The organism is Cupriavidus sp. F041 (genome assembly GCF_057814235.1).
This window is the reverse complement of the sequence record NZ_JBVASY010000001.1, coordinates 1,525,474-1,548,235: the sequence shown is the minus strand read 5'-3', so window position 1 is coordinate 1,548,235 and position 22,762 is coordinate 1,525,474. Positions and strand designations below refer to the sequence as shown.

Below are 22,762 nucleotides of genomic sequence, written 5' to 3'. Positions count from 1 at the left end.
CATTCGTGGCGCGCATGACAAAGCAAAAGATTCGTAAGCGAACGAGAGGGGTCGGAGATGAAAACAAAATGGATCGCGTGCGGCCTGCTGGCCGCGGCGCTGGGATTGGGCGCGCCGGTGGCGCAGGCGGAGCCGGGGGTCAGCAAGACCGCGATCCGGATCGGGCAGTCGGCCGGCGTGACAGGGCCGGTAGCGGGCTCGGTCAAGGAGCAGATCGCCGGGGCGCAGGTCTACCTGAAGACGGTCAACGCCAACGGCGGCGTGGGAGGCCGCCGGATCGAGCTGGTGACCTACGACGACGGCTTCGATGCCAAGCGCACCCCCGACAATGTGCGCAAGCTGGTCCAGGAAGACAAGGTGTTCGCGCTGTTCATGGTGCGCGGCACGCCGCAGAATGAAAGCATCCTGCCCATCATCCAGGCCGAGAAGGTGCCGCTGGTGGCGCCGCTCACCGGCGCCATCACGCTGCATCGTCCGGTCAGCCGCTACGTATTCAACGTGCGCGCCAAATACCAGGATGAAGTCGCCCGCGCGATCAACCATCTTGCCACCACGGGCATGAGCCGCATCGCCATCTTCTACGCCAATGACGGCTTTGGCCAGGACGTGTTCGAGGGCTTCAGCACCGCGCTGCAAGCGCGCGGCATACAGCCAGCCGCAAGCGCTTCGTTTGCCCGCCCGATGGGCGATATCCAGGCCGGCGTCACCGCCATCAACAAGTCTAATCCGCAGGCCGTGCTGGTGATCGGCTCGGGCTCCGAGGCCGCACGCCTGATCAAGGAACTGCGCCGCGGCGGCAGCCAGGCGCAGTTCGTCACGCTGTCCAACAACGCGGCCGATTCCTTTATCAAGGAGCTGGGCGAGGACGCGCGCGGGCTGATCATCACGCAGGTGGTGCCGGGCACCAATTCCAGCCAGATGAGCATTGCCAGCGAATATCGCAGCCAGGCCCGGCAGCAAGGCGTGGAGCCCAGCAATGCCGGCATGGAGGGCTTTATGTCGGCCAAGGTGCTGGTGGAGGGCTTGCGCCGCGCCGGGCCGGATCTGACCCGCGAGCGGCTGGTCGGCGCACTGGAGAGCCTGCGCGACTATGACCTGGGCGGGATCCTGATCAGCTATAGCCCGACGCGGCATACCGGGTCGTCGTTCGTGGAGATGTCGATCGTGTCGTCGACGGGCAAGCTGATCCGCTGAAGCGAAGGGGCCGACCGCAGCGCCCCGCCGGCGCGCTGCGGTATAGTCGCCGGATGGCTACCTCACCTTTTTCCCTGCAAGGCCGCGTGGCGCTGGTCACCGGCGGCGCGCAAGGCCTGGGCCTGGCGATCGCCGCCGCCCTTTCGCAAGCCGGCGCGCACGTGATCGTTGCGGCGCGCAATGCCGAGCGCGTGCATGCCGCCGCGGCCCAGCTCGCCCGGCACGGCGGCGGCGCCGAGCCACTGGTGCTCGACATTACCGACGAAGCGGCGGTCGACGCTGCCTTTGCCCACGTCGACGCCGTGCATGGCCGCCTCGATATCCTGGTCAACAACGCCGGCGCGCGCAAGCGCAGCAATATGGCGCATCTGGACGCAGCGGACCTGCGCGAGATGCTTGAGACCAACCTGGTGGCGCCGTATGACTTGTGCCGGCATGCCGCGCAACTGATGCGGCGCGGCGGCTATGGACGAATCGTCAATATCAGCTCGATCGCGGGGCAGGTGGCGCGTGCCAATGACGTGCTCTATCCCGCTACCAAGGGGGGGCTGGATGCGCTTACCCGGGCGATGGCGGCGGATCTCGGGCGCGATGGTGTGACTGTCAATGCCATTGCGCCGGGGTATTTTGCTACCGAACCTAATCAGCCTATGGTGGATGACGCCAGCGTTGCCGAGTGGTTGCGGCAGAGGACTGCGTTGGGGAGGTGGGGGCAGCCGGAGGAGGTGGCGGGGGCGGCGGTGTTTTTGGCTTCGCCGGCGGCTTCTTATGTTACGGGGCATGTGTTGGCGGTGGATGGGGGGTATCTGGCGCATTTTTGAGGGTGCCTTAACTTCAACTTCAAAAGCTTAAAGTCAAAGGCGGTTTCACCACCCCTGCGGGGCGGCGACCTACTTTTTTGTCTTGCCAAAAAAGTAGGCAAAGAAGGCGCGCCGGATGGGGCGACCCCCCCTCGTCGGCAGACAAAAAGAGCGGCCGGGGGCCAAACTCGCATCGCCTTAAGGCGATACTCAAACATGGCCCCCTCTTTTCCGCTCTTTTTGCCTGCCGACGAGGCGCCCCATACGGCCTGGTACACCTTGACGGCTCGCTTCGCATCGCGCTGGGGTGTGGCCCGCCCTTGGGGGTGCTCCACACGGCTACACCGGGTCGTTGATCTGGCGGTGGCGCCTTTATCTGCGTTTCTTCGGTCCGTCAGGCTTTGCTTGTCAGGCGCGAGTTCCTCATTCGCCTTTGGTCTTGGCCAGGCTGTTGCCGTTACAGCATCGTCGCTGCAGCCTTGCCGCTTCCGCCTTTCCTGAAATGCGCCTGCAAGGCTTCGATCATCGCCGCTGCCGCTACCGAGTCTCCCCTCTCTTTCAGCCGCACCAGGCATATCTCGCGCACCAGGGAGGGTAATTGCAGGGGCCGGATCGCCAGGCTTTCTTGCTGGAACTGGAACAGCGCCAGCGCGGGCACCACCGTCACGCCGAGCCCCGCCGCTACCAGTGCGGCTACGGTGGCGAGGTGTTCCACTTCCATCACCCCGTTGAGCTTGAGCGGATGCAGCGCGGCGTCCAGGTGCTGGCGCACGCTGCTGGTACGCGAGAGCTGGATAAAGGGCAGGCCCGCAAGCGCTTGCGGGGCCACCCGCCGGCGGCGCGCCAGCGGATGGTCCGCCGGGCAAACCAGGTGGAAGCTGTCCGTCACCAGGGGCTCGATGCGCAGGTCGCCGTCCTGCGCCGGGGCGGGTGCCAGCGCGAAGTCCGCGCGGCCTCGCCGTACCAGGTCGATGCAGCCGTCGGCCAGCAGGTCGAACAGTTCGATGGCGATGCCGGGATAGCGCTGGTGGAAGGCCGCGAGGATCGGCGGCAGGTCGCCCGCGGCCAGGGAGGGCAGCGCGGCAATCGAAACCCGCCCCTTGCGGCGTTCGGCGTGGTCGCGCAGTTCCGCGAAGGCGGTCTCGAAGTCCGCCAGCAGGCGCGTGGCCACTTCCTCGAAGCGCCGGCCTTCCACGCTCAGTTCCACATGCCGCGTGGTGCGCTCGAACAGCCGCGTACCGGCCTGTTCCTCCAGCGTCTGGATGAGTGCGCTGAAGGCCGATTGCGACAGGTGGCAGGCCTGCGCGGCGCGCGTGAAGTTGCGGTGCGTGACCAAGGCCACGAAGGCGCGCAGGTGTTTGACCGAGAGGTTCATTGGCAGGCGCCCGATTCAGCTGAAAAAACGATAGATTAATCCAAATTATCCGTTTTTTGGTTGAGGATGACACGTCTAGAATGACTTCATCGGACGTGCTCATTCGGGGCCCGTACTTCTTCATCACCCAAGCTTTTCTCAGGCCATCAACGGGCTTCCATCCTATGACCGCTCCTCTGCTGATTGGCTCAGGCGCCGGCTTCTCCGGCGACCGCACCGACGCCGCCCTGCCCGTGGTGCGGTCCCTGATCGCAGCGGGCGGCCCGGCCGTGCTGATGTTCGAGACCCTGGCCGAGCGCACGCTGGCGCTGGCCCAGCTGGCGCGCCGCGGCAACCCCGCCCATGGCTATGAACCGCTGCTCGACGCGCTGCTGGCGCCCGTGCTGGGGCTGTGCCTGGCCAATGGCATTCCCATCGTCGGCAATTTCGGTGCGGCCAATCCGCATGCCGCCGCGCAGCGCGTGCGCGCACTGGCGGCGGAGCTCGGCCTGGCGCCGCCACGGGTGGCGGTGGTGGAGGGCGACGATCTTTCGCACGAGGCCGGCCGCGCCGTCCTGCGCCAGATCGTTGGCCCTGATTTTCCCGAGGCGCGCTTCGTTTGCGCTAACACTTACATCGGGGCGCAAGGCATTGCCGATGCGCTGGCCGCCGGCGCGCAGGTGGTGGTGTGCGGCCGCGTGGCCGATCCCGCCCTGGCGGTCGGCCCGGCCATGGCGCATTTCGGCTGGTCATGGCAGGACTGGGACCGCCTGGCGCGCGCCACCATGGCAGGCCACCTGCTCGAATGCGGGGCGCAAGTCACCGGCGGCTATTTCGCCGATCCCGGCATGAAGGACGTGCCGGATGTGCACGCCGTCGGCTATCCCATCGTGCGCCTGGACGAAGACGGCAATATCGAGGTGGGCAAGGCGGCGGATACCGGCGGCTGCGTGAACCTGTGCACGGTCAAGGAACAGTTGCTGTACGAGGTGCACGACCCTGCCGCCTATCTCACGCCCGACGTGATCGCCGATATCAGCGCGGCCACGGTCGAGCAGGTCGGCCCGGACCGCGTGGCCGTGCGCAATGTGCGTGGCCGCGAGCGGCCCGGACAGCTCAAGGCCAACCTGTTCTACGAGGGCGGCTGGATCGCCGAAGGCGAGATTTCCTACGCAGGCCCCAACGCCGCGGCGCGCGCGCGCCTGGCCGCGGAGATCGTGCGCAAGCGCATGGACCTGCTAGGCCACGTGGTGCCGATCCGCTTCGACCTGATCGGCGTGCTGAGCGTGTTCGCTGACGATGGCGGCCGCCTGTTGCAACAGCCGCAAGCCGGCGAGGCGCAGGCGCGGGACGTGCGCCTGCGCGCCGCGCTGGCGCATGAGGACAAGTCCGTGGCGGAAACGCTGCTGCGCGAGGTCAATGCGCTCTATACCTGCGGACCCGCCGGCGGCGGTGGCGTGCGCACCGCGCTGCGCGCGCGCCTGAATGCCATGTCCTGCCTGGTGCCGCGCAGCGCCGTCACCGCAAGCCACACTCTGCTGCCATGAACGCCACCACCTCCAATACCGCCACGCCGGCTGCCGGTGCTGCCACTGCTGCCACCATTGCGCTCTATCAGCTTGCGCACGGACGTACGGGCGACAAGGGCGATCGCTCCAATATCAGCGTGATCGCCTACGACCCGCGCGACTTCGACCATCTCGTCGCCCATGTCACCGAAGACGCCGTGGCGACACTGTTCAGCTACCGGCAGCCGTCTGCGGTCAGACGCTACCTGGTGCCCTCGCTGCAGGCGATGAACTTCGTCATAGACGGCGTGCTCGACGGCGGCGTCAACGATGCACTCAACCTGGACACGCACGGCAAGGCGCTGTCCTTCCTGCTGCTGCAACTGGAAATTCCCTTGCCCCCGCGCCTGGCCGGCGCCGGCTGAAACGCCGGATTCAGACCGCAAGCGACAAACCACAAACCACGCATCACAAATCAAAACGATTCGAGATTCGAACAGGAGACCCAAGATGTCCGCATACACCAAGCCCGCTTCCGCCCTGAAGGCGGTCACCGGCATCGCCGCCGCCGCGCTCGCGCTGCTGGCCGGCCCGGCGCACGCGGAGTTCCCGGACAAGCCGATCCGCTTCGTGGTGCCTTTCGCCGCCGGCAGCGCGACGGACCAGCTCGCCCGCGCGATCGGCCAGGCCATCACGCTGGATGCCAAGGTAACGGTGGTGGTCGACAACAAGCCCGGCGCCAACGGCTTTATCGCCGCCAGCGACGTGGCCAAGGCCAGCCCCGACGGCTATACCGTGCTGATCACCAGCAACACCACGCATGCGGCCAACGAGCACCTGTTCAAGAAGCTGCCTTACGATCCGGTCAAGGACTACGTTCCGGTGACCGCACTGGGCCGTGGCGGCCAGATCATGGTGGTCAACCCGCAGTTGCCGGTCAATAGCGTGGGAGACTTCATCGCGCTGGCCAGGAAGGAGCCGGGCAAGCTCAGCTTCGGCAGCGGCAGCTCGTCCTCGCGTATCGCCGGCGAGCTGTTCCAGCAGATGGCGCATGTGCAATTGCTGCACGTGCCCTACAAGAGCAATCCGCTCGCGGTCACGGATCTGCTGGGCAACCAGATCCAGATGATGATCACCGATACCGCCACCGGACTACCCCAGGTCAAGAGCGGCAAGCTCAAGGCGCTGGGCGTGTCGGGCAAGACCCGCTCGCCGCTTGCGCCCAATGTGCCGACCATCGACGAGGCGGGCGTCAAGGGCTATGAGATGAGCTACTGGTTCGCCGCCTACGCACCGGCCAAGACGCCGCAGCCGGTGGTGGACAAGCTCAACGCGCTGATGGTGAAGGCCGCCAGGAGCGACACCGCGGCCAATTTCTACCAGTCCACCGGTACTGAAGTGTTCACCAGCACGCCGGCGGAACTGGCCAGGTTCCAGACGCAGGAATCGGCCAAGTGGGGCCGCATCATCAAGGCCGCCAACATCCAGCCCGAATAATCCATGAGTGCCGCCTTGCCGTGCGATCCACCTGCACGGCGAGGCAGGCCATGCCGGCTTACTGCGGCAGCATTGCCTTGTAGCCAACCGCATATGGCAGCTTGCCGGGCTTGGCGCTGCCCACCGGCCGCGACGGCGCGGTGAACTCCGTTTCATTGAAGGCCTCCAGCCCGCCCACTGCGGCGGCGAGCATCGGACGTGTTGAACGGGGCGGGGCGCGCCCTCGGTCAACCTTGCTGGCGGCAGGGCCGCAGCGCCCCGGGCGCCGGAGACGGGCTACCATGCCGGCACCCACTCAACTTTCGCCGCGCCCCGGCCCACGGCCATGCGCGGACGCACGCAAGGCACAGCATGAACGTAACCGCCGCATCGGGTCTTCCCGGCTCCCTCGACCCCCAGGCTCTGATCCGCACTTACATCCGCGCCAAGGACGAAAACCGCCCCCACCTGATGGCGCAGGCCTTCGCCGCCGATGCCACGCTGGAGATGACGGTCAAGTCCGCGGCCATCGCCTTCCCCGCGCGCAGCGAAGGCCTGGCCGCGATCAGCGATGTGCTGGTGCGGCGCTTTGGCCAGAGCTACGACAATGTCTATACGTTTTGCCTGGCCGACGCCCCGCCCGCAGCGGATGCGCAGCGCTATGGCTGCGACTGGCTGGTCGGCATGACCGACAAGGCCACCGGCGACGTACGTGTGGGCTGCGGCAGCTACGCATGGGAATTCTCCGGGCCGGGCAACACGCGCGTGCAAGCCCTCGCCATCGTGATCGAGGCCATGGAAGTATTGCCCCCCGACACCGCGCAACCGGTGCTCGACGGCTGGCTGGCCCGGCTGCTCTATCCCTGGTGCGCTGGTGCGCTCGCCTGCCAGCAGGCGCCGGCGCTGCCGCAACTGGCACCGGTGCTGTCGTATCTTCGTTTCGGCGCCGCGGACCGCGGCCAGTGATCATGCATCTGTCTTTGTAGCGCCTTACCATGCGCACCTATCGCGCCGGTGACAACCTGGTGGCGGGCGCTCACCTGTCGTTCCCCGGCATCGGACACGCGCGGTCGGAGGGCAGGGGCTACGCCTGGGTGCCGGTGGAATACGGGCCGTTACGCGCGGACCGGTGAGGAATCCGGGCGGCGCGGGCGCCGCTTAGCGCTTGAACCCGAGCACCAGCACGCCGGCTCCCACGAGAGCGATGCCGGCCCACTCGCGCAAGCTGGGGCGCTCGCCGAGGAAAATCACGGCGAACACCGCCACCAGCAGCAGGCTGAGCTTGTCCACCGGCGCCACCTTCGAGGCATCGCCGATTTTCAGTGCCCGGAAGTAGCACACCCAGGAGGCGCCGGTGGCCAGTCCCGAAAGGACCAGGAAGATCCAGGTCCGGGGCGGCAGCGCGAGCGGGTTGCTCCACTTGCCGGTCAGCACCACGAAGATGCTCAGCACCACGATGATCACCGCGGTGCGCACCAGGGTGGCGAGGTCGGAATTCATGCCCTCCAGCCCGATCTTGGCAAAGATCGCCGTCAGCGCGGCGAAAACAGCCGACAGCAATGCCCAGTGAAACCAGCCGGTGGAAGAAGCCATGGCGTTGCGTGTGAGGTGTTGGGGGCCGCATTGCGCCAATCAGGTGCGCCGGCGCTCCATGGCCACCAGCGAAGGCACGAAGCCGAGCTGGCCGAAGAAGGCTGCCTCGGACGAGCGTCCGGCGCGTAGCAGCCAGGTGATGTCGGGATCGTTGCCGACGATCTGGCGCACCAGGGCGCGCCCGATGCCGCGCCGGCGATGGCTCGGTGCCACCGCGACCATCGACAGATAGCCGTTGGAGATGTCGTCGCACAAGGCGCGCGCGAAACCTACGACTTCGCCGTTATCCACCGCCACCACCACCCGTTGCGAGTTGGCGATCAGGCGGGCGAAGCGTTCCGTATTGGCGACCCGGTGTGCCCACCCGTTGGCCGCAAGGAGTTGTCTGGCTGCCTCGGTTTCTTCTGGCAGCAGATTGCGGATTTCCATCAGGGCTCCCCATGCAAGCACATACTGCAACTCGGCGCTGCCCTTCTTGTGGGGGGGCGTCCCGAGACGAGTGCGGCTCGGGGCCGCGAAAGACTGCTGGCAGTGTAGCGAGCGCGCGCAGGCCCGTCAATTTGCGACAGGCCATGTTGCTACCATGCTGTGGCGGGGTATCATGGACACCATGAATGCCTCGATCTTCTCTTCCGCCCATCCGGCCGATCAGCTGGCCGAGTTCAGCGACGCCGACGCCGCGCTGGCCCGCATCCGTGAAATCTACGATGCCTCGGTCGGCGCCATCCGCGCGCGCTTCGATGCCTTTGCCAAGGGACAGCCGCTGCCGTCAGCGGCACATGCCTGTTACCCCTACCTCGGCATCTCGGTCAATCTCGAAACCATGGTCACCGACAGCCGGCCATCCTGGGGCACGGTTGCCTACCCCGGCGTGTACGGCACCACGGTCACCCGGCCCGAACTGTTGGCGGATTACTACCGGGACCAGATCGAGCGCCTGATACGCTACCACCGCGTGCCCGTGGTGGTCGGCGTGAGCCGGCGCCCGATCCCGCTGCCCTTCGTCATCGAAGCCTCCACCACGGACATCAGCTACACCCAGGCGCGCGAGCTGGAAGCCTCCTTCGTGCTGCCCGAGCTGAGCCGCATCGACGACGCCATCGCCAACGGTACCTATGAGCCGGTGGCGGGCGAGGCCTGGCCGCTTTCGATGTTCCCCGGCGAGCGCGTGGACCTGGCGCTGCAGCGTCTCTACCACTACACCGGCACCGCGCCACAGCACTTCCAGCGCTTCGTGCTGTTCACCAACTACCAGCGCTACGTCGATGAATTCATCGCGCTTGGCCGCTCGCTGATGGGGGCCGAGGATGCGCAGGGCGCCGACGGCTACGTGCGCTTCGTCGAACCCGGCGACGTGATCCAGGAGCGCGGCGCGGCCGAGCCCGACGACGCCCAGCGTCCGCGCGCGCTGCCGCAGATGCCCGCCTATCACCTGATGCGCGAGGACAAGCTCGGTGTCACGCTGGTCAATATCGGCGTGGGTCCGTCCAACGCCAAGACCATGACCGACCACCTTGCCGTGCTGCGCCCGCACTGCTGGCTGATGGTCGGCCATTGCGGCGGCCTGCGCCGCTCGCAGCAACTGGGCGACTACGTGCTGGCGCACGCCTATGTGCGCGACGATCACGTGCTCGATCATGACCTGCCGCCGTGGGTACCGGTACCTCCCATCGCCGAAATCCAGGTCGCGCTGCAGGAGGCCGTGGTGCGAGTGACGGGCTTGTCCGGCAATGAAATGAAAACCCGCATGCGCACCGGCACGGTGGTTTCCACCGACGACCGCAACTGGGAGCTGAAGTCCAAGGCGCTGTACGCCCGCTTCAACCAGTCGCGTGCCATCGCCATCGATATGGAGAGCGCTACGGTCGCGGCCAACGGCTTCCGCCTGCGGGTGCCGTACGGCACGCTGCTGTGCGTGTCCGACAAGCCGCTGCACGGTGAGCTCAAGCTGCGGGGCATGGCGAATGCGTTCTACCGGCAGCGGGTGAGCCAGCATATGTCGATCGGGCTGGAAGCGATTCGTATCTTGCGCGAAGGTGGTGCCGAACAATTGCACTCGCGCAAGCTGCGTAGCTTCGACGAACCGGCGTTCCGCTAGGCGGGATTCCTCGGGAAGGCTGCAATGCAAGAGGCCCCGCGATGCGGGGCCTTTCTTCCTTTGGTGCGCTCTCATCGACGTGCGAGGTGGCGTACGTTCGCACTGGCGGTCCATCGCATTCCTTGTTCCCGCTCACCACGTTGTCGGCCCACCAAGCGCGTGTTTCGCCAGGATCCCTGGCGATAACCGGCCATTGCCTATTGGCGACAACCCAGTCCCGGCATAGAATCTCGCGCTTTGCCAGATTCCATTCGCCCTCATGCGGCGAATGCCGCGATTGCCCGGCATGGCATCCACCTGGCCATGCCGGCGCCGTTGCGATCTGCACCACTTCAGAACTATGACTACGAACCACCATGCGGTCGTTACGCTGGCCAGCCTGACGCTGGCAGGCTGCTTGCGTTATCCGCATGCTTCTGGCCATCTGGTTCGCACCGCGACGATTGCGGCCGGCCTTGCGGAAATGGTCGGACTGCGTGCCGAGGAGTGTGAGCGCATACGGCTCGCTTCGCCGGCGCACGACGTCGGCAAGCTCGCCATCCCGGACGCCGTGCTGCTCAAGCCCGGCAAGTTGCTTCCCGAAGAAAGACAGGTGATCGAGCGCCACGCCGAGATCGGCGCGAACCTGCTTGCGGGTAGTTCGAATGGCCTGATGCGGCTCGCATCGCAGGTCGCGCATCATCACCATGAGCGCTTTGACGGCACGGGCTATCCGTGCGGGCTGGCCGGCCAGGAAATCCCGCTGGCCGCTCGCATCGTGGCGATTGCCGATGCCTTCGACGCGATGACCGAGGCGCGTTGCTATCGCCCCCGCATGACGGACGACGATGCACTGTCCATCGTCTCGGCTGGGTCGGGCACGCAATTCGACCCGGACGTGACGAGCGTCTTCCTCGCCAACATCCCGCAGGTCTTGCACAGCCGGCAGTCGGCGCAAGCGCTGCTCAGCGTCGGCTCCGAGATGGCCGTGGTCGCGCGCTTCTACGGCTTGAATCGCGATGCATTGCGGCAGATCCCCCGTCAAGCTAGGGCCTGACGGGGGATCTGCCGCGCGCCTGGAAGCCCGGTAAAAGCGTCCGAGGCGTCCGAGGCGTTCGAAGGGCTCGACGTGTTCGAGGTGTTTAGAAGCGGTAGCCCACACCCATGCTGAACAGCCACGGATCCAGGCTCACGTTCGAGACCTTGACGCCGGCCGCCTTGACGTCGCTCGACAGCCACACCTTCTTGATGTCGGCATTGAGGAACCAGTTTTTGGTGAGCTTGTAGTCCATGCCGATCTGCAAGGCAGGCGCCACACTCCAGCTGTCGAGCGATAGCGAGTTATTGGCGATGTCGGCGCCCCAGATCCGCGTGAAGTTCAGGCCCGCGCCCACATAGGGACGGAAGGTACCGTTGGGGATGAAGTGATATTGCACCAGCAGCGTCGGCGGCAGGTGGGTGAAGGAACCGATCTTGTTGCCATCAAGGTAGACGTTCTGCTTCTGCGGCACGGTCAGCACCAGTTCCGCGGCGATGTGTGGTGTGAAGAAGTAGGTGACGTCGAGTTCCGGGATCCACTTGTTGTTGACGGTGATGCGGTCTGATGCGCCAACGCCGCCGATCGGGTCCGACTTGTCGGCCATGTCCAGATAGGTGGCGCGCAGGCGCACCATCCAGTTGCCCTGGGTTTCGTCGGGCGCGGCCATGGCGGGCGCCGCGGCAACGCTGCCGAGCAGGGCGATGGCAGCAACAACGGTTGTGGAAAGGCGGGAGGACAGACGCTTCTTCATGATGGTTGGCTCGTGTAGTAGGAAACTTCACGCACAGTGTGGCGTAGGGTTCCCAGCCAAGCCTTGACCGAAAGCAAGAAGCACTGCATCGGTGGCGCGCGCGTACGTACGCGTCGCAGCGTCGCCACAGCCGCTGTCTGGTTGTCAGGCGGGATCGCGGGCAAGCCGCCTGACTTTTGCATTTCCTATCCTGGTCCAGGGTTCTAAGGACATGCGCAAATATTCGTGGCATCCGGCACCGGCGCCCCTTACGCTGTGCACACAGTCAAGCAACGAGCATGTCGTGGGCGTCCCGCCAAGGGCGTCTTTCCGGGTGTGCCCCGTGGGGGCGGGGCACACCGGTTTTTCCGCGGCGGACTTCAGCCGGCCAGGGCTTCCTCGCGTTGCGACTGGCCAGTGGCGCGCAGGTGGCGGTTCACGCCGGACACCACTGCCTTGAGCGACGCCGTGACAATATTGGCATCGATGCCGGCGCCGAAGCCGGTGGCGGAATCGCCAACACGCACTTCCACATAGCAAGCCGCAGCGGCATTGGCGCCGGACGACAGCGCGTGCTCGTGGTAATCCATCACACGTACCGGCGCGTCGAGCGCGCCGGCGAAGGCGCCGACGAAAGCATCGATCGGGCCGTTACCCCGGCCGCGCACGCTGACGGACTCGCCGTCGCGCAGCAATGCCACTTCGATTTCCACCTGGCCTTCGCTATCGGACACCATCTGGTGGCCAACATAGCGCAACGGCGCCGCGTGTTCGAGATACTCGCGCTGGAACAAGCCGTAGAGGTCGTCGGCGCTGGCTTCGAGCCCGCTCTCGTCGGTCATCGCCTGCACTGCGCGGCTGAACTCGATCTGCAGGCGCCGCGGCATATAGATGCCATGCACCTGTTCCAGCAGGTAGGCCATGCCGCCCTTGCCGGACTGGCTGTTGACGCGGATCACCGCGTCGTAGCTGCGGCCAAGGTCGGCCGGGTCGATCGGCAGGTAGGGCACTTCCCAGATCTCGTCAGGTTTCTGCTGGGCGAAGCCTTTGCGGATCGCGTCCTGATGCGAGCCCGAGAAGGCCGTGAAGACGAGGTCGCCCACATAGGGGTGCCGCGGATGCACCGGAAGCTGGTTGCAATGCTCCACGCAATGGCGCACTTCGTCGATATCGGAAAAGTCGAGCCCAGGGTCCACGCCCTGCGTGTAGAGATTCAGCGCCAGCGTGACCAGGTCCACATTACCGGTACGCTCGCCACTGCCAAACAGGCAACCCTCCACGCGATCCGCGCCGGCCATCACGGCCAGCTCGGCGGCAGCCACCGCGGTGCCGCGGTCATTGTGCGGATGGACCGACAGCACGATGTCAGCGCGCCTTGCGAGATGGCGGTGCATCCATTCGATCTGGTCGGCGAAGATATTGGGCGTGCTGCATTCCACCGTGGTCGGCAGGTTCAGGATCAGGGGGCGCGCAGCGCTCGGCTGCCAGATCGCGGACACCGCATCGCAGACCTCGAGCGAGAAATCCAGCTCGGTCATGCTGAAGGTTTCTGGCGAGTATTCGTAGCTCCATGCCGTCTCGGGCATGGCATCGGTCAAAGCCTTGATCAGCCGCGTGCCCCCCAGGGCGATCTCTTTGACCTCCTCGCGGCTGGCACCGAACACGATGCGGCGAAACGCGGGAGCGATGGGATTGTAGAGATGCACCACGGCGCGAGCCGCGCCGCGCACGGAATCGATGGTGCGACGGATCAGGTCCTTGCGCGCCTGCGTCAGCACCACGATGGTCACGTCATCCGGAATGCGGTCTTCCTCGATCAGCATCCGCACGAAATCGAAATCGGTCTGCGATGCCGAGGGGAACGCCACCTCGATCTGCTTCAGGCCGATCTTTACCAGTTGCTCGAAGAAACGGAGTTTGCGCTGCGGGTTCATCGGCTCGATCAGGGCCTGGTTGCCATCGCGCAGATCGGTGCTCATCCAGATCGGCGCGCGCGTGATGCGCTGGTCAGGCCAGGTGCGGTCGGCGATATCGACGGCGATGGCGGGGCGGTACTTGGCGGCGGGGTTGCGCAACATCATGACGGTTCTCCTTCCTCGCGGGAAGATGCAAGACACAATACGCCAGAGCGCCAAAACGCCATGGCGGAAAAAGGGTGGCGCGAGGCTGCCGAACTGCCACGAGGCACTAGGCCCGGCAACCGATCAGTAGGTCTAGCAGTAGCGAGGAGGAGAGACGCGGCGCCGATAGCGCCGGAGCAAAGGCGGTGCCCGGCACACGGCCTGCTGCCGGCACGCGCACGGCTGCGGCGATGCTGGAAGCATCGGCGGCCTGGCGGTGGGAGCAGGTGGCTTGGTGCATTGCGTGCGGTGCGGGAAGCGGTCCGGATGGCGCGGCTTCCGTGGTTGCGCTGTTCACTTGCGTTGCATGCCTGTCGCCAGCGAAGCGGCAAGCATCTGGCAAGAGTAGTCGAGTTGACGCGCGGGCGTCAAGGGCGCCGCCGCATCGCCTTCGGGCGGGCCTGAACCGCAAAGGTGCGCGTTTCGCATTTCACCCTGACGCATGGCGGCGCGGGGATGAGCGCTGCCGCACATAAGCCTGGAACCCTCAACCGTATGGCTGGTACAGCAGCCCGCACATCCTGACTAGTCTGGTAAGCGACGTGACCAGAGATTCCGCCATTTTCTCAGCTGGCGCGTCCGGAAAACGAGATTCGGCACCTGCGCCTTTTGCCTCATTCGGCATGGCTCGCGGACAGGACGCCATACGGGGGAGACATCATGACAAACACCAAGAGGTGGCCAGCATGGCTGGCCTGTGGCGCCATGGCATTGCTGGTGGCGGGTTGCGGTGGCGGGGGCGGCGGGGGAAGTTCGGCCGCGCCCAGCACGGCGAGCACCGCGGCCGATACGACACCGTTGAAATACTCGGTAACGCTCACGATGACCTCGGGACAGGTGGGCGTGGGACGCAGCATTTCGATGTCAGCCTCGGTGGTGGACAGCAAGGGCACGGACGTGACCTCTTCCACCACCTTCGCCTGGACTTCGTCAGCCAATACAGTGGCCACCGTGATCCCTGCCGCCGCTGCAAACGGCAGCGCCACCGTGACAGGCATGGCGGTGGGTACGGCCACCATCCAGGTGGTCGCCAGCGTCAAGGCGGCCGACAACACCACCACGCAGTTGCCCGCACAGACCGCGACGGTGACAGTGCAGCCGGGCACTGTCAGCTACAACCTGGCGCTGTCGAATCCGGTCCTGTCGCTGGTCGACGGCCAGGTGCAGCCAGTCACGGCGAAGCTGGTCGATGGCAACGGCAACGACGTCAGCGCGGCCGTGCATGACTGGGCCTGGGCCAGTTCGATTTCCAACGTGCAAGTCAGTGCCGCGCAGAACTCGGCTTCGCTCAAGGGGGTCAACAGCTCTGATACGACCGAAGCGGTCGGCACGGTTACCGTGTCGGTCACCGCGCCCAACGGCAGTCCTGTCAGCGGGCAAATGCTGGTGACGGTGCAGAAGAACACCAGCTACACGTACCAGCTCGAACTGTCGCAGGGGGGAACGCCGATCAGTACGCTGACCGTGCTCAATGGCTATCCGCAGACCTTTGGCGCCCGCGTGATCCGCAGCGACTCACATGATTCCACCGCGGACTTCGACGGCACCTGGAGCTACGCGATCGCTTCGCCGACGCTGTCCGTCTCCGCGACTCCGGCCACGCGGCAAGCCGTGGTGAGCAGCAATATCGTGATCGGCACGCCCACCGTGCAGAGCCAGATGCTGGTGACGGCTGCAAGCTCCAAGATATCCAGTACGCCCAAGGCCAGCCTGACGGTGACGGAGCAGCCGAAATGGGCGCTGGTGTATAGCGGGCCGCAGCCCCTGAAGCTGCTGCTGTCGCTGCCGGTGCCCATTCCAGTCAGCGCCAAGCTTATGTTCTTCGGTGCGGCAAGCCCGTCCCTCAACTGCACCGGCTGGAGCTGGACCAGCAGCGCCAACGTAACGTTCGGGCCTGGCGTCGATGCCGCGCAGATCGTAGTGACGCCCCTGGCGCTTGGCGACTTCTCCGTGACGGCAACCTGCACGGCAGGCCCCGAGTTGCAGCCGATCTCGATCACGATTCCGGGAACGGTGATCTGATACGAGGGCCAGGTCTTCCTGTACGCCTTCTCAGCTTTGACGCGGCGCCCGGCATACTTATCTGCCGGGCGTCGTTGTCATTGTCGGCGCACTGCACAAGCAAGGAGAGGTTGGCCTGGCAATCGGGAACATACCGTAACGCGGTGGGAATCCGGCAACTGCTCGCGCATGAGAGCCTGGACCTTGGCGCAATACCGTGGAGACTGCCTGGCCCGGGCTTCCTGGCGGGAAGAGAAAGACCGGCGCAGGCGGAGGGGGAAGGAAGCGGGAAAAGGCGGGATTCAGCCCCGGCGAACCCAGGGCGTACCCGTTTCTGCGTGCGTTTCTGCGTGGATCGGAAACAGGGTTCGCGATGGGTCTTGAGGGTGTTTCAGCGCTTGGCCACGAAGCGGATGACCTGCTCGCCGGCCTGTTTGCCGGGCGCCGGCTGCTCGCCCTGCGCCGCGCTGGAGTCGCAGGTATTGCACCCGCCGCTGTCGCAGCCGCTGGCGCAGCCGGCCGCGGCCTGCGGTGCCAGCCATGCCACGGCGCGCTGGCGCCAGCCAGTGGCGGCGCTGCCGCCCAGGCTCGCCGCCAGCCACGCCTTGACCCGCTCGCGCGTGCGCGGCGCATAGCGCGCCAGCACGGAGAACGCGCAGACCAGCACGATCAAGGGTACGAGCAGGGTTTCGACGGCGTGGTAGAAGTTCATGGCTGGGCGCTGCTGGTTAGCTGAACATCAGGGCGATGCGGTATGTGGCAAAGGCTGCCACGTAGCCCAGCCCCGCCAGGTAGGCAGTCGAGGCCGCCATCACCTTCCAGGAGCCGGTCTCGCGCCGGATCACCGCCAGCGTGGAGATGCACTGCGGCGCGAACACGAACCACGCCAGCAGCGACAAAGCGGTGGCGAGCGACCATTGCGCGGCGATCATCGGTGCCAGCTGGCTGGCCATCGCGTCCTCGCTGCCCGACAGGGCATAGACGGTGGCCAGCGCGCCCACGGCGACTTCGCGCGCGGCCAGGCCGGGCACCAGGGCAATGCAGATCTGCCAGTTGAAGCCCACCGGCGCGAAGACATGCTCCAGCGCGCGGCCGATCATGCCGGCGAAGCTGTAGTCGATGGCCGGGGCGGTGGCGCCGTCCGGCGGCGACGGGAAGGTGGCCAGGAACCACAGCAGCACCGTCAGCGTCAGGATCACCTTGCCCACGCGGGACAGGAAGATGCGGGCACGCTCCCACAGGCCGATCGCCACGTCGCGCGCATTGGGGATGCGGTACGAGGGCAGCTCCATCAGCAGCGGGTGGTCGGTGCGGTCGCGGCGGAAATACTTCAGCACATAGGCCACCACCAGTGCGCTCACGATGCCCGCCACATAGAGCGCAAACAGCACGAGCCCCTGCAGGTTGAACAGCCCCATCACCGTGCGCGCCGGGATGAAGGCGCCGATCAGCAGCGCGTATACCGGCAGGCGCGCGGAGCAGGTCATCAGCGGCGCCACCAGGATGGTCGCGAGGCGGTCGCGCGGGTCCTGGATGGTGCGCGTGGCCATGATGCCGGGAATCGCGCAGGCAAAGCTCGACAGCAGCGGGATAAAGGAACGGCCGGACAAGCCCGCGCCCATCATCAGCCGGTCGAGCAGGAAGGCTGCGCGCGGCAGGTAGCCGGATTCTTCCAGCGTCAGGATGAAGAGGAACAGGATCAGGATCTGCGGCAGGAATACGACGACGGCGCCCAGGCCGGCAATCAGGCCATCCACCAGCAGGCTGCGCAGCATGCCTTCTGGCAGGTGGCTGCCGACGATCTCGCCGAACCAGTGCACGCCGCCCTCGATGCCGTCCATCAGCGGCGCTGCCCATGAGAACACCGCCTGGAACATCAGGAACAGCAGCACGGCCAGGATCAGCAGCCCGAACACCGGGTGCAGCAGGATGCGGTCGAGCCGGTCGTCCATGGCGGCGGTGCGCGCCGGCATCGTGACGGACGCATCCAGCAGGCGCTTGACCTCCTGGTGGACGTCCAGGTCGGAAGCGCTTTCGGCGGCGGCCTGCGGCGCCGCGGGCAGGGCGGCGTCGAGCGCGGCCAGCAGGTTGGCGGCGCCATTGCGCTTGACGGCCACCGTCTCCACCACCGGCACGCCGAGCGCGGCGGACAGCTTGTCGCGATCGATGTGGATGCCGCGCTTGGCCGCGGCGTCGCTCATATTGAGCACCAGCACCATCGGCAGGCCGAGGCGGCGCAGCTCCAGCACAAAGCGCAGGTGCAGGCGCAGGTTGGTGGCATCCACCACCGACACCAGCAGGTCGGGGCGCGGCTCGCCCGGGCGCTGCCCCAGGCAGATATCGCGCGTGATGGCTTCGTCCAGGCTGGCCGCGTGCAGGCTATATGCACCCGGCAGGTCGAGCACCCGCACCTGGCGCCCGGCCGGCGAAACGAAATGGCCTTCCTTGCGCTCGACGGTGACGCCCGCATAGTTGGCCACCTTCTGGCGGCTGCCGGTCAGGCGATTGAACAGGGCGGTCTTGCCGCAGTTGGGATTGCCCACCAGCGCAACGCGCAAAGCGGGACGCTGGGAAGCGGAAGTCGGGGAGGCGACAGACATATTCTTGGCAGGTGCCCGGTCAGGCAGCGGAGCGTTTGGCGGCGGGCGCGTCGGGCTGCGCTGCCGGCGTGATGCTGGAGACGGAAGCGCTGACCGCTTCCACGGTAATGCGGGCCGCTTCGGCGCGGCGCAATGCAAACCGGGTAAAGCCAACCTGGGCGACAAGGGGATCCATGCCGAACGGTCCCAGCGCAATGACCTGTACGGCTTCGCCCGGCACAAAGCCGAGTTCGCGCAGGCGGCGTGCTACCGGATCGTTAGGAGAGTTGTCATCGACAGACACGATGACAGCGGCGGTGCGCCGCGCAAGGTCAGACAACCGCATGTGGCTTCCAGTCCGTTGGCGCGAGGCACGGCACGCGGTCGGCAAACTCACACCAGGGTTGGTAAATGAAAATCGTTCCTATTGTAGCCGATTTGCATGCCTGTGTTCGGCTTTCGGGCCGTTGCCTTATTGCTGCCGCCAATCTTCCGTTGGTAACGGGCACCTGCGGTTGTGGAAACGGACATTGCCGGGGGACGGACAGCGTCGCGCGACGGGATGCTGCCCCCTGTCATAGAATGCGAGTCGGCACACACCCGGCGCTGGCCCAGGGCGGCCAAGCCACGCTAACAGGGAGCACAAGACATGATTTTCGAAATAGCGCAGTTCCAGATCAAGCCGGGTTCGGAATCGGCGTTCGAGGCAGGTGTGGCGAAGGCGGCGCCGCTCTTCAAGCGCGCCCGCGGCTGTCACGCCATGCGCCTGCTCAGGTCGATCGAGAATCCCTCGCACTACACCCTCGAAGTGAAGTGGGAAACGGTCGAGAACCATATGGTCGATTTCCGCGAATCCGAGGATTTCACCGAGTGGCGCAAGCTGGTTGGCGAATACTTCGCGGCGGCGCCCAATGTCGGGCATGCGAGCGTCGCGGTCGAAGGGTTCTGAGGCCGGCGGCAGCCGGGGATGCCCGGGCTGCCGGCGCTTTTCCCCTGCTTCAGTCCCCCGCTGCGGGAGGGGGGCGAATAACGCAATTGCGTTATTGGTGGGGGCATAGCCAGGGGGTAAGCTGTTTGCACGCTGAACACCCCGTTCCACGCGTATTTGACGTGCCACCTGCCGGTAAAGCAGGTGGCATTTTCTTCTTGTGCCGGAGCTTTCGCCAAAGGGGCGCTGCGATGCCCACTCAAACCCGAAAGCACCCTGCGTGAACTGCCGCGCCGTCCTCCTGCATCATCCCCTCACCATCTCCAGGAACCGGTCCCTCGCCGGATCATCCGGCCCGGCCTTCCACACGCAATACACCTCCGACGGCACTGTCGCCTGTGCCAGCGGCAGGAACACCGCCCCCGCCATCGCCGAGTGCTGCAATGCCGCCGGTACCACGGCAACCCCGGTGCCTTGCGACACCAGCGACACCACCGACAGCCAGTGCCGCACCTCATGCCGGATCTGCGGATAAAAGCCCTGCGCCGCGCACATCTCGAAGATCCGGTTGTAATAGTCGGGCGAAGCCTTGCGCGAGAACAGCACGAAAGGCTCGCCACGCAGCTCGCCAAGCGCTACGGAGGCTTGTCCGGCCAGCGGATGGTCGTCGGGCACGCAGCACAGGAACGGCTCGCTATGCACCAGCGCGGTGGCGAGCTCGTCCGGGACGCGGTTGGTGTGGATGAAGCCGGCGTCCAGCCCGTCGTGCAGCAGCGCGTCGATCTGCTCCTGCGAGTTGAGTTCAGTCAGCGCCACCTGGATGCCGGGGTAGCTGGCCTGGAACGCGCGCAGGCGCTGGGGCAGGCCACGGTACAACATCGAGCCGACGAAGCCGATGCGCAGCCGTCCCACCGCGCCGGCCTCGATCTCGCGCGCCAGCAGGCGGGCCTCCTCGGCCTGCGCCAGCAGCGCGCTGGCCGATTCCCGGAAGGCCCGGCCGGCGGCGGTCAGGCGCACGCCGCGGCTGTCGCGCTCGAACAGGCGGGCGCCCACCGAAGCTTCCAGCTGCTGGATATTGAGCGACAGCGGCGGCTGGGAGATCGACAGGCGGCGTGCGGCACGGCCGAAGTGCAGTTCCTCGGCGAGCACCAGGAAGTAGCGCAGGTGACGGAATTCCATGGCGATACAGAAATTATATGGACCAAGCCAATTTTAGAATTAGACACGAATCGCCGGGCTTTGAATAATGCAGGCAAAGCATCCGTCCGCCGCCCCGCGCGCGATGCCACGGCCCAGGGTCCACGCAGGTGCCCTGCCCGCTAAAACGGCCGGTAAAAGCACAAAACGAACAGCAAGAGACAGCAAAACCACCACACCGCGCAAGAACCGCCCGCCAGCAGCCTGGAGCGTCCGCCCAGGGGCCGGTCTGGCTTTGGACCCGGCGTCACGCGCCGGCAAACTCAGGAGACACCTCATGCAGACCAGCGCAGCGCGCCAAACTGCCACTTCCGCCACCACCGCACCCGCCGCCACGGCCACGCCAGCCCATCCGGTGCCGGACCAGCAGGGCGTCAACCTGTTTGCCAGCGATCCGGATCTTCGCGCGCTGTTGCCGCTGTATCTCCCGGCCGACCTGTTCGCCCACCTGCTGCCCCACCTCGATCGCATGGGCGCGCTGGCCGGCGGCGTGCTGGACGAACTCGCGCATATCGCCGACCAGAACAAGCCCACCTTGTCGCACCGGACCCGCACCGGCATCGATGCGCAACGCATCGATAAGCATCCCGCTTACGTGGAGCTTGAGAAGGTAGCGTTCTCCGAGTTCGGCCTGGCGGCAGCATCGCACCGCGGCGGCGTGCTCGGCTGGGACAAGCCGATGCCCGCCGCGGCCAAGTATGCGCTGACCTACCTGTTCGTGCAGGCCGAGTTCGGCCTGTGCTGCCCGCTGTCGATGACCGATTCGCTCACGCGCACGCTGCGCAAGTTCGGCGATCCGGCGGTGGTCGAGCGCTTCCTGCCCAATCTCACCACCCAGGTCTTCGAGGACCTGTACCAGGGCGCCATGTTCATGACCGAGCAGGGCGCCGGCTCCGACGTGGCCGCGACCACCACGCGCGCCGCCCGCGACGCGCAGGCCGAAGGCGGCTGGCGCCTGTCGGGCGACAAGTGGTTCTGCTCCAACCCGGACGCCGCGCTGGCGATGGTGCTGGCCCGCGTCGAAGACGAGAACGGCGAGGCCGCTCCCGGCATCAAGGGCGTGTCGCTGTTCCTGCTGCCGCGCACACTGGCCGACGGCAGCGCCAATCACTACCGCATCATCCGCCTGAAGGACAAGCTCGGCACACGGTCCATGGCCAGCGGCGAGATCCGCCTCGAGGGCGCCCATGCCTACCTGGTGGGCGAACTGGGCCGGGGCTTCGTGCAGATGGCCGACATGATCAACAACTCGCGCCTGTCCAACGGCGTGCGCGCGGCCGGCCTGATGCGCCGCGCCCTGTCCGAGGGCCAGTTCATCGCGCGCGAGCGCCGCGCCTTCGGCAAGCGCCTGCTGGACATGCCGCTGATGCGCCGCCAGTTGCTCAAGCTCGTGCTGCCCACCGAGCAGGCCCGCACCATGGTGTTCCAGACCGCCGAGGCACTGCGCCGCGCCGATGCCGGCGAGGCCGATGCTTATCCGCTGATGCGCGTGCTGACGCCGCTGATCAAGTTCCGCGCCTGCCGCGATGCGCGCAAGGTCACCGGCGACGCCATGGAAATGCGTGGCGGCTGCGGCTATATCGAGGAATGGAGCGATCCGCGCCTGGTGCGCGACGCGCATCTTGGCTCGATCTGGGAAGGCACCAGCAATATCGTCGCCCTGGATGTGCTGCGCGCGATCCGCCGCGAAGGCGCATTGTCGGTGCTCGAAGCCCACCTGGCAGGCCTGCTGCAAGCCACGCCGATGCATCCCACGGCGCGCGCTGCGTTCACCAGGGCCGTCGCCCGTGCCAGCACGCTGGCCGACCGCGCAGCCGAAGCCGGCGCCGATGGCGATGTGCTTGCCCGCCAAGCCGCCTCCGCGCTGTACCACGTCACCAGCGCGGTCGCCATGGCGTGGGAAGCCGGCCGCATCGGCTCGGTACGGCGCATGCGCCTAGCCCAGCTGGTGCTGCTCCATCGCGTGCTGCCCCAGGATCCGCTGGCCGGCGAGGCCGAACCCTACTGGCTGGCCGACACCGTCGCGCCGCGCGACGACGGCGCCGTGAGCGCCACCGGCGAGGTGGACCAGGTCAACCTCTTCTGACGCAGCACCGCAAAACCGCAAACCGACAAGCCCCCGCGGCGCCCTCCGGCGCCGCGCACGCCGCCGCAGCATCGGCTGCC

22 protein-coding genes and 1 pseudogene are annotated in these 22,762 nt (G+C 66.4%); 12 read left to right on the top strand and 11 right to left on the bottom strand.

Features of this window, described 5'->3' with window-relative positions; all coding sequences use genetic code 11:
- Positions 1–57: 57 nt before the first annotated feature.
- Positions 58–1,194 carry an ABC transporter substrate-binding protein gene (locus ACZY0R_RS07050; protein WP_488857743.1) on the top strand — a complete coding sequence of 379 codons (1,137 nt, stop codon included), beginning with the start codon at positions 58–60 and terminating at the stop codon, positions 1,192–1,194.
- Positions 1,195–1,247: 53 nt separating this feature from the next.
- On the top strand, positions 1,248–2,015 hold the full coding sequence (locus ACZY0R_RS07045; protein ID WP_488857742.1) for an SDR family oxidoreductase: 768 nt from the start codon (positions 1,248–1,250) through the stop codon (positions 2,013–2,015).
- A 436-nt stretch (positions 2,016–2,451) separates the two neighbouring features.
- Here ACZY0R_RS07045 and ACZY0R_RS07040 read toward each other — a convergent pair whose 3' ends face one another.
- Entirely contained in the window at positions 2,452–3,369 is a 918-nt protein-coding gene (locus ACZY0R_RS07040) for a LysR family transcriptional regulator (protein WP_488857741.1), read from the bottom strand.
- A 164-nt stretch (positions 3,370–3,533) separates the two neighbouring features.
- Here ACZY0R_RS07040 and ACZY0R_RS07035 point away from each other — a divergent pair, with 164 nt between their 5' ends.
- The 3 genes from ACZY0R_RS07035 to ACZY0R_RS07025 all read left to right on the top strand — a co-directional run bounded on the left by ACZY0R_RS07035 (position 3,534) and on the right by ACZY0R_RS07025 (position 6,353).
- Positions 3,534–4,895 carry an acyclic terpene utilization AtuA family protein gene (locus ACZY0R_RS07035; RefSeq protein WP_488857740.1) on the top strand — a complete coding sequence of 454 codons (1,362 nt, stop codon included), beginning with the start codon at positions 3,534–3,536 and terminating at the stop codon, positions 4,893–4,895.
- Positions 4,892–5,281 carry an AtuA-related protein gene (locus tag ACZY0R_RS07030; RefSeq protein WP_488857739.1) on the top strand — a complete coding sequence of 130 codons (390 nt, stop codon included), beginning with the start codon at positions 4,892–4,894 and terminating at the stop codon, positions 5,279–5,281. Before ACZY0R_RS07035 ends, ACZY0R_RS07030 begins: the two co-directional genes overlap by 4 nt.
- A gap of 85 nt (positions 5,282–5,366) precedes the next feature.
- Positions 5,367–6,353: a Bug family tripartite tricarboxylate transporter substrate binding protein gene (locus ACZY0R_RS07025; protein WP_045236386.1), complete on the top strand. Its 987-nt coding sequence runs from the start codon at positions 5,367–5,369 to the stop codon at positions 6,351–6,353.
- 58 nt (positions 6,354–6,411) lie between these two features.
- Here the strand turns inward: ACZY0R_RS07025 and ACZY0R_RS07020 are convergent, their stop codons facing one another.
- A complete protein-coding gene (locus ACZY0R_RS07020) occupies positions 6,412–6,546 on the bottom strand; it encodes a hypothetical protein (RefSeq protein WP_488857738.1) in 135 nt (44 codons plus the stop codon).
- A gap of 158 nt (positions 6,547–6,704) precedes the next feature.
- On the opposite strand from ACZY0R_RS07020, the gene ACZY0R_RS07015 reads away from it, so the two are divergent.
- Positions 6,705–7,298 carry a hypothetical protein gene (locus tag ACZY0R_RS07015; protein ID WP_488857737.1) on the top strand — a complete coding sequence of 198 codons (594 nt, stop codon included), beginning with the start codon at positions 6,705–6,707 and terminating at the stop codon, positions 7,296–7,298.
- Positions 7,299–7,357: 59 nt separating this feature from the next.
- Positions 7,358–7,465: pseudogene (locus ACZY0R_RS07010) on the top strand (MBL fold metallo-hydrolase); the annotation flags it as partial.
- A 25-nt stretch (positions 7,466–7,490) separates the two neighbouring features.
- On the opposite strand, the gene ACZY0R_RS07005 reads toward ACZY0R_RS07010, so the two are convergent.
- Complete coding sequence (locus ACZY0R_RS07005) at positions 7,491–7,925, bottom strand: EamA family transporter (RefSeq protein WP_488857736.1); 435 nt, start codon at positions 7,923–7,925, stop codon at positions 7,491–7,493.
- 39 nt (positions 7,926–7,964) lie between these two features.
- The gene (locus ACZY0R_RS07000; RefSeq protein WP_488857735.1) at positions 7,965–8,354 is read right to left on the bottom strand and encodes a GNAT family N-acetyltransferase; all 390 of its coding nucleotides are present in this window, start codon (positions 8,352–8,354) and stop codon (positions 7,965–7,967) included.
- 172 nt (positions 8,355–8,526) lie between these two features.
- Between ACZY0R_RS07000 and ACZY0R_RS06995 the strand changes: the two genes are divergently transcribed.
- Both ACZY0R_RS06995 and ACZY0R_RS06990 read left to right on the top strand, forming a co-directional pair.
- Positions 8,527–10,023, top strand: coding sequence for an AMP nucleosidase (locus tag ACZY0R_RS06995; protein ID WP_156176992.1), 1,497 nt, complete (start codon positions 8,527–8,529; stop codon positions 10,021–10,023).
- A gap of 340 nt (positions 10,024–10,363) precedes the next feature.
- Complete coding sequence (locus ACZY0R_RS06990) at positions 10,364–11,059, top strand: HD-GYP domain-containing protein (RefSeq protein ID WP_488857734.1); 696 nt, start codon at positions 10,364–10,366, stop codon at positions 11,057–11,059.
- 85 nt (positions 11,060–11,144) lie between these two features.
- On the opposite strand, the gene ACZY0R_RS06985 is transcribed toward ACZY0R_RS06990, so the two are convergent.
- The 3 genes from ACZY0R_RS06985 to ACZY0R_RS06975 form a co-directional block, all read right to left on the bottom strand.
- Positions 11,145–11,792 (bottom strand): OmpW/AlkL family protein, encoded by a 648-nt coding sequence (locus ACZY0R_RS06985; protein ID WP_488857733.1) that lies wholly within the window; start codon positions 11,790–11,792, stop codon positions 11,145–11,147.
- Between the two features lie 359 nt (positions 11,793–12,151).
- Positions 12,152–13,849: a 2-isopropylmalate synthase gene (gene leuA, locus ACZY0R_RS06980; RefSeq protein WP_488859551.1), complete on the bottom strand. Its 1,698-nt coding sequence runs from the start codon at positions 13,847–13,849 to the stop codon at positions 12,152–12,154.
- Between the two features lie 656 nt (positions 13,850–14,505).
- A complete protein-coding gene (locus ACZY0R_RS06975) occupies positions 14,506–14,910 on the bottom strand; it encodes a hypothetical protein (protein ID WP_488857732.1) in 405 nt (134 codons plus the stop codon).
- On the opposite strand from ACZY0R_RS06975, the gene ACZY0R_RS06970 reads away from it, so the two are divergent.
- Positions 14,888–15,913 carry a hypothetical protein gene (locus ACZY0R_RS06970; RefSeq protein ID WP_488857731.1) on the top strand — a complete coding sequence of 342 codons (1,026 nt, stop codon included), beginning with the start codon at positions 14,888–14,890 and terminating at the stop codon, positions 15,911–15,913. The genes ACZY0R_RS06975 and ACZY0R_RS06970 overlap by 23 nt on opposite strands.
- Positions 15,914–16,283: 370 nt before the next feature.
- Here ACZY0R_RS06970 and ACZY0R_RS06965 read toward each other — a convergent pair whose 3' ends face one another.
- From ACZY0R_RS06965 to ACZY0R_RS06955, 3 genes are read right to left on the bottom strand one after another with little or no spacing between them, the layout of a single operon-like run.
- A complete protein-coding gene (locus tag ACZY0R_RS06965; protein ID WP_488857730.1) occupies positions 16,284–16,604 on the bottom strand; it encodes a DUF6587 family protein in 321 nt (106 codons plus the stop codon).
- A gap of 16 nt (positions 16,605–16,620) precedes the next feature.
- Entirely contained in the window at positions 16,621–18,492 is a 1,872-nt protein-coding gene (gene feoB / locus ACZY0R_RS06960) for a ferrous iron transport protein B (protein WP_488857729.1), read from the bottom strand.
- A 19-nt stretch (positions 18,493–18,511) separates the two neighbouring features.
- A complete protein-coding gene (locus ACZY0R_RS06955; RefSeq protein ID WP_045240923.1) occupies positions 18,512–18,817 on the bottom strand; it encodes a FeoA family protein in 306 nt (101 codons plus the stop codon).
- A gap of 303 nt (positions 18,818–19,120) precedes the next feature.
- On the opposite strand from ACZY0R_RS06955, the gene ACZY0R_RS06950 reads away from it, so the two are divergent.
- Positions 19,121–19,420 carry an antibiotic biosynthesis monooxygenase family protein gene (locus ACZY0R_RS06950; RefSeq protein WP_035862620.1) on the top strand — a complete coding sequence of 100 codons (300 nt, stop codon included), beginning with the start codon at positions 19,121–19,123 and terminating at the stop codon, positions 19,418–19,420.
- A gap of 285 nt (positions 19,421–19,705) precedes the next feature.
- On the opposite strand, the gene ACZY0R_RS06945 is transcribed toward ACZY0R_RS06950, so the two are convergent.
- Entirely contained in the window at positions 19,706–20,578 is an 873-nt protein-coding gene (locus ACZY0R_RS06945; protein WP_488857728.1) for a LysR family transcriptional regulator, read from the bottom strand.
- 295 nt (positions 20,579–20,873) lie between these two features.
- Between ACZY0R_RS06945 and ACZY0R_RS06940 the strand changes: the two genes are divergently transcribed.
- Positions 20,874–22,682 carry an acyl-CoA dehydrogenase family protein gene (locus ACZY0R_RS06940; protein WP_488857727.1) on the top strand — a complete coding sequence of 603 codons (1,809 nt, stop codon included), beginning with the start codon at positions 20,874–20,876 and terminating at the stop codon, positions 22,680–22,682.
- Positions 22,683–22,762: the final 80 nt, after the last annotated feature.

Bases quoted from the DNA above. Each gene is read 5' to 3' on its own strand.
- ACZY0R_RS07020 (WP_488857738.1), bottom strand. From the start codon at position 6,546: ATGCTCGCCGCCGCAGTGGGCGGGCTGGAGGCCTTCAATGAAACGGAG.
- leuA (WP_488859551.1), bottom strand. From the start codon at position 13,849: ATGTTGCGCAACCCCGCCGCCAAGTACCGCCCCGCCATCGCCGTCGAT.
- ACZY0R_RS06975 (WP_488857732.1), bottom strand. From the start codon at position 14,910: ATGGTGGCCGTACCCACCGCCATGCCTGTCACGGTGGCGCTGCCGTTT.
- ACZY0R_RS07005 (WP_488857736.1), bottom strand. From the start codon at position 7,925: ATGGCTTCTTCCACCGGCTGGTTTCACTGGGCATTGCTGTCGGCTGTT.
- ACZY0R_RS07040 (WP_488857741.1), bottom strand. From the start codon at position 3,369: ATGAACCTCTCGGTCAAACACCTGCGCGCCTTCGTGGCCTTGGTCACG.
- feoB (WP_488857729.1), bottom strand. From the start codon at position 18,492: ATGTCTGTCGCCTCCCCGACTTCCGCTTCCCAGCGTCCCGCTTTGCGC.
- ACZY0R_RS07025 (WP_045236386.1), top strand. From the start codon at position 5,367: ATGTCCGCATACACCAAGCCCGCTTCCGCCCTGAAGGCGGTCACCGGC.
- ACZY0R_RS07030 (WP_488857739.1), top strand. From the start codon at position 4,892: ATGAACGCCACCACCTCCAATACCGCCACGCCGGCTGCCGGTGCTGCC.
- ACZY0R_RS07035 (WP_488857740.1), top strand. From the start codon at position 3,534: ATGACCGCTCCTCTGCTGATTGGCTCAGGCGCCGGCTTCTCCGGCGAC.
- ACZY0R_RS07050 (WP_488857743.1), top strand. From the start codon at position 58: ATGAAAACAAAATGGATCGCGTGCGGCCTGCTGGCCGCGGCGCTGGGA.
- ACZY0R_RS07000 (WP_488857735.1), bottom strand. From the start codon at position 8,354: ATGGAAATCCGCAATCTGCTGCCAGAAGAAACCGAGGCAGCCAGACAA.
- ACZY0R_RS06955 (WP_045240923.1), bottom strand. From the start codon at position 18,817: ATGCGGTTGTCTGACCTTGCGCGGCGCACCGCCGCTGTCATCGTGTCT.
- ACZY0R_RS06950 (WP_035862620.1), top strand. From the start codon at position 19,121: ATGATTTTCGAAATAGCGCAGTTCCAGATCAAGCCGGGTTCGGAATCG.
- ACZY0R_RS07015 (WP_488857737.1), top strand. From the start codon at position 6,705: ATGAACGTAACCGCCGCATCGGGTCTTCCCGGCTCCCTCGACCCCCAG.
- ACZY0R_RS06945 (WP_488857728.1), bottom strand. From the start codon at position 20,578: ATGGAATTCCGTCACCTGCGCTACTTCCTGGTGCTCGCCGAGGAACTG.
- ACZY0R_RS06985 (WP_488857733.1), bottom strand. From the start codon at position 11,792: ATGAAGAAGCGTCTGTCCTCCCGCCTTTCCACAACCGTTGTTGCTGCC.
- ACZY0R_RS06990 (WP_488857734.1), top strand. From the start codon at position 10,364: ATGACTACGAACCACCATGCGGTCGTTACGCTGGCCAGCCTGACGCTG.
- ACZY0R_RS06940 (WP_488857727.1), top strand. From the start codon at position 20,874: ATGCAGACCAGCGCAGCGCGCCAAACTGCCACTTCCGCCACCACCGCA.
- ACZY0R_RS06970 (WP_488857731.1), top strand. From the start codon at position 14,888: ATGGCGGTGGGTACGGCCACCATCCAGGTGGTCGCCAGCGTCAAGGCG.
- ACZY0R_RS07045 (WP_488857742.1), top strand. From the start codon at position 1,248: ATGGCTACCTCACCTTTTTCCCTGCAAGGCCGCGTGGCGCTGGTCACC.
- ACZY0R_RS06995 (WP_156176992.1), top strand. From the start codon at position 8,527: ATGGACACCATGAATGCCTCGATCTTCTCTTCCGCCCATCCGGCCGAT.
- ACZY0R_RS06965 (WP_488857730.1), bottom strand. From the start codon at position 16,604: ATGAACTTCTACCACGCCGTCGAAACCCTGCTCGTACCCTTGATCGTG.